The sequence below is a fragment of the Enterobacter sichuanensis genome, assembly GCF_002939185.1.
GTDB lineage: Bacteria > Pseudomonadota > Gammaproteobacteria > Enterobacterales > Enterobacteriaceae > Enterobacter > Enterobacter sichuanensis.
The window spans coordinates 1-4159 of record NZ_POVL01000106.1 but is presented as its reverse complement, the minus strand read 5'-3'; the positions used below and the strand labels follow the sequence as shown (position 1 = coordinate 4159).

Sequence of the window (4159 nt, the reverse complement as noted above, 5' to 3'; positions counted from 1 at the left end):
TATTGCCTTACCCTCATCTTCCCGGCCTGTCGCCGGGTTTTTTATTCAGGCCGCAGACAATCAATTCCGGATGCCACGTAGCTATCGTGTCTGACGGCCTTTCCCACTACACGAACAGCACCCGCAAACAACGCGAGGTGAGAGCATGTATCGCATGGAAAAAATAACCACTGGTGCTGCCTATGGCGCTTCAGCCGGGAGCATCCTCAACGGCATGCTTAATGCCTACAGTCCCGAACAGTGGAACGCTATCGGCGTGCTGGTGGGTATCATCATTGCCGTACTGACGTATCTGACGAATCTCTATTTCAAGATCCGCGAAGACAACCGCCGCAGCAGGAGCCGAGATGAACCCGACACTCAGGAATAAGCTGGTGGGTGCCATTGTTGGCGGATCCGGAGCAATCACCATTGCTGCAGTAATGCTTGGCAATGCGGATGGGCTGGAAGGGCGGCGCTATTACGCCTATCAGGATGTGGTCGGCGTCTGGACTGTTTGCGATGGGCACACCGGATCCGACATTCGCCGCGGTCACCGCTACACCGACAAAGAGTGTGACAACCTGCTAAAGGCCGATCTGCGAAAGGTGGCAAACGCCATCGACCCGCTGATCAAGGTTCGCATCCCTGAACCTACCCGCGCCGCACTTTACTCCTTCACCTATAACGTGGGCTCTGGTGCCTTCGCCAGTTCCACGCTGCTGAAGAAGTTGAACGTTGGTGATGTGCCGGGGGCATGCAAAGAACTGCAGCGCTGGACGTATGCCGGTGGTAAGCAGTGGAAGGGGCTGATCACCCGACGCGAGATTGAGCGTGAAGTTTGCGAGTGGGGTCAGAAATGAGCCGATTAACCGCAATCATCTGCGCTGTCGTTATCTGCCTGCTGGTTTCCATGGCCTGGGCCATTAACCACTACCGCGGCAACGCCATCACCTACAAAGACCAGCGCGATAAGGCGATGGTTAGAGCAGATACATCAGAGGCGATCACCAACAACGTGATCACCACGATGAACATCATCCGTGACATCTCACAGGCTACCCAGAATGCAAAGAACGAACTGGCCAAAAAAGGCGAGACGCGCATTGTCTACATCAGTCAGGCGCTTGAAGGCGATCCGTGCGCTAACCAGCTTGTTCCTTCTGCCGCTGCTGACAGCATGCGGGAATACGCAGACAGTTTACGTTCCGGCCCCAGTGGTGCCGATAAGCGCTGATCTCATGGCAGATACACCGATCCCCGGAATGTCGGTCCCGTTCACGTGGCAGGCAAGTCTGGAGTTAAACGCTCAGCTCTATACGGCGCTTGGGCAGTGCAATCTGGATAAGGCCAGTATTCGTAAGATTGAAGAAAATAAAGCCTCCAGTATGGAGGCTTTTTAAGTTATCAGAATGGTGGATATTCTGATGTGACCCAATTCTTGGCGGTCAGCATTTCTTCAATTAAGCTGACTTTCCAGACTATACCTATCTCAGGCATAGATTTACCAATGGTTACTCTCCCTGAGTAAATACCTACAAGCTTGAACTTTTTAACCTGAATTGTATTTTTCATTGATTCAGTTGGTAATGCACTGATGAAATCTAATGCAGATATTTCACCTCTTTCACGCCGTTGGTGTAATTCATGCACCTCAGGAGAAACTATCATTTGAGTCGTATATTCATGAGTAAAAACAGGTGAGCCTGACATGCCCTCTTTAGTTGTTGCATCAATGTAAAAACAATCAAGTCCCGAAACTTTAACATTAGGTTCACTGGCAACAATACCCTTTTTCCAGATTGGAAGGTGTGTATTAACAGCCAAGCCGAATGGGTAACCTACGATTGAGAGGTCAGAGGCTACATGCAGAGGAATGGCATCGTTATTTTGAATAGTTACTTGATTTGTATAACCTATGTTGTCATTAATAATTATCGGAATTCCGACAAGATCTACCCCTTTATCTCTCAATGGGTGTTCAAGCCAGCTAGTGTTAGCATCAATATTAATGTGAAACGTATGCAATGAACTTCCGTCTGGGGCCCAAACGTGGCAAGTTATTTTATTTGGTGATGAACCAATTTGCCCCATTAATGATTCTGGTTCCTTAGGGTAGCGACAAGTTAATACATGATAGTTCGTTATCAATATGGGGTTTTCGTAATCTTCATGGCTGTAAAGGAAACCTGTTCCAACCATAATTTCCCTATCATTATGAAAACAGGTTAACTTAACTGCAAAAAAGCTGATGGGGTTCAAAAAAACACCTCTCATGAAAAAATGAAACTGGATAATAGATGAATTGAAATTGTACTTCGATACGCTTTCTCCCGCTACGTATAGTTACATTGTCATCAGAATGGGCTAACCCATCGTAATGGCAATGCACCCTGCAGCGGATAATCACCCAAGTATCCCCACAAGCGGATAAAGAGGCTCTCAATGTCCGACATCTACCAAATCACCCTAACCACCCAAACAGGCGAAACCTTCACGGGCAAGATGTCACGACGTCAGCCTGAGCTGGTTAACGGATTTGTGCCGCTGGCAACGGAGACTGGCGAGTGGCTTTACTTCGCTCCGGCCGACGTTAAGCGCGTGGAGTTCACGCCAGTACCAGTAGAGCAGACCGATCAGCCAGAAGAACAAACAACGTAGTAACGAATGAGCAAACCAGGCTGGGAGGCCATCTTGCGAGTTGGGGAATTCTTAAAATGTGATGCACCCACAGGACTGAATAAACTAAACGGGAAGCGACTATCCTTCCCGTATCCAGAGACGATAACTTCCTCAAAGCATGGCAGTTAGCTACAATAAATGCCCAAGGTTTTTTTCTAAAGCGGCCTCAGCATTAGCAGTGTTCAAAGCTTGACGCAGAGTTATCAACTCATGGAGTTTGTTTTTAAGATCATCAACTTTATATGTTGTATCGCTAGTGCCAATTTTGATAGATGTATAAGAACCAGATACTAAAGACGATGCATCAATTGCAACAAAACCATGTGAAAGATGATTTCGTAAATCTCGATAAGTTGATAGCTCATTCAGAAGATCATGATAAGCCTTGTGTTTTGGGCCAGAAAGGTCTAATGCGTTTTGTAGGTGGTTGATTTTGTTGAAAAATGAATCACTCATCCATTTGGAAGATAATTTCTTCCCCGTAAAAATAGGATAAGTGGCAGTGATTTCAAATTCAATCTCGCCACAGACAAGAATGAATTTTCCGATAGTCAGTGCTATTTCCTCGAAAGAGGAGTTTGCATAATTGTTCATAAATATTCCCTTCATAAAGTCCGTTATAAATTATCGGCAAAGATTTCTGAAATTTTAGTAGGGTTTTGTTATTTACTTAAGGATGCAAAATGGCGACCACCAAAAAAACTGGCCGCCCTTCTGATTATCTACCAGAGGTGGCTGCTGACATCTGTTCACTGCTTGCCGATGGAGAAAGCCTGCGCAAAGTTTGTGAGCGACCCGGCATGCCTAACAAGGCTACAGTGTTCCGCTGGCTGGCGCAGCATGCAGAGTTTCGCGACCAATTTTGTTAATTTCTTGATTCTGTTGCATTGAGTACTACCTTCGGAGCCAGCAAGGGCAATATTTGTCTGCCGCGTATGGTACGGATTCCGGCGACGAATACCAGCACGTTTTACAGCTGCGTTAAATCTGGTGCCGATAACTGATAAAGGTCGCTAGCAATCACAGCCCAAAGATGACCGGCATTGGTGATGTTCGCCGGGGTGTTAATCCTGCCTTTCATCACCCCACAGCAATGCTTTCCCCGGTACATCCAGATACACAGCTCGCTGTGTCGTCGTGATACGGATGACCCGTTGAGCCACAACGCCTGTCAACCTTTAAAAGATAGTCTTTATCCCAGGTATCTTCCTTTCGGGATGATATTTAATCGGTGAATTTGTTGATCAAACCGAAAATAACTGCCGGGTTAGAAGGATATATGAAAATGGTACAAAATATATTTTATGATATGGCTTGTTGTTTGTCATTTATACAGATAAGTGCCATGTGCCTTATTATTTGCATGTAATACAACGGCTTGTTAGATGCGCCTTTATATAACTGGAGAGAATGTGACATTAAAATCGCTAAGTAGAATAAATGTTCTCAAAGGAACTTGCGGAAAAAGCCTTAATGGTTGATAGTTGTTTTGTATTAA

Annotated in this window: 7 protein-coding genes and 2 pseudogenes; 6 read left to right on the top strand and 3 right to left on the bottom strand. The window is 46.0% G+C overall.

The features are described 5' to 3' along the window. Positions 1-145 precede the first annotated feature (145 nt). The 4 genes from C5687_RS23580 to lysC are packed head-to-tail and all read left to right on the top strand — an operon-like array spanning position 146 to position 1382. On the top strand, positions 146-370 hold the full coding sequence (locus tag C5687_RS23580) for a class II holin family protein (protein ID WP_001752682.1): 225 nt from the start codon (positions 146-148) through the stop codon (positions 368-370). Next, positions 348-842: a lysozyme gene (locus C5687_RS23575; protein ID WP_104558165.1), complete on the top strand. Its 495-nt coding sequence runs from the start codon at positions 348-350 to the stop codon at positions 840-842. The genes C5687_RS23580 and C5687_RS23575 overlap by 23 nt, the downstream gene beginning before the upstream one ends. Continuing rightward, the gene (locus tag C5687_RS23570) at positions 839-1216 is read left to right on the top strand and encodes a DUF2570 domain-containing protein (protein WP_104558163.1); all 378 of its coding nucleotides are present in this window, start codon (positions 839-841) and stop codon (positions 1214-1216) included. Before C5687_RS23575 ends, C5687_RS23570 begins: the two co-directional genes overlap by 4 nt. Beyond that, on the top strand, positions 1197-1382 hold the full coding sequence (gene lysC, locus C5687_RS25300) for an Rz1-like lysis system protein LysC (protein ID WP_104558161.1): 186 nt from the start codon (positions 1197-1199) through the stop codon (positions 1380-1382). Before C5687_RS23570 ends, lysC begins: the two co-directional genes overlap by 20 nt. A 4-nt stretch (positions 1383-1386) precedes the next feature. On the opposite strand, the gene C5687_RS23560 is transcribed toward lysC, so the two are convergent. Further along, positions 1387-2241 (bottom strand): trypsin-like peptidase domain-containing protein, encoded by an 855-nt coding sequence (locus C5687_RS23560; RefSeq protein ID WP_158252238.1) that lies wholly within the window; start codon positions 2239-2241, stop codon positions 1387-1389. A gap of 183 nt (positions 2242-2424) precedes the next feature. On the opposite strand from C5687_RS23560, the gene C5687_RS23555 reads away from it, so the two are divergent. Beyond that, entirely contained in the window at positions 2425-2640 is a 216-nt protein-coding gene (locus C5687_RS23555) for a hypothetical protein (protein ID WP_104558157.1), read from the top strand. A 150-nt stretch (positions 2641-2790) separates the two neighbouring features. Here the strand turns inward: C5687_RS23555 and C5687_RS23550 are convergent, their stop codons facing one another. Next, on the bottom strand, positions 2791-3255 hold the full coding sequence (locus tag C5687_RS23550) for a hypothetical protein (protein WP_104558155.1): 465 nt from the start codon (positions 3253-3255) through the stop codon (positions 2791-2793). An 89-nt stretch (positions 3256-3344) separates the two neighbouring features. On the opposite strand from C5687_RS23550, the pseudogene C5687_RS23545 reads away from it, so the two are divergent. Then, a pseudogene (locus tag C5687_RS23545) lies at positions 3345-3524 on the top strand (terminase small subunit-like protein); the annotation flags it as partial. Between the two features lie 60 nt (positions 3525-3584). Here C5687_RS23545 and C5687_RS25160 read toward each other — a convergent pair. Further along, a pseudogene (locus tag C5687_RS25160) lies at positions 3585-3668 on the bottom strand (hypothetical protein); the annotation flags it as partial. Positions 3669-4159 lie beyond the last annotated feature (491 nt).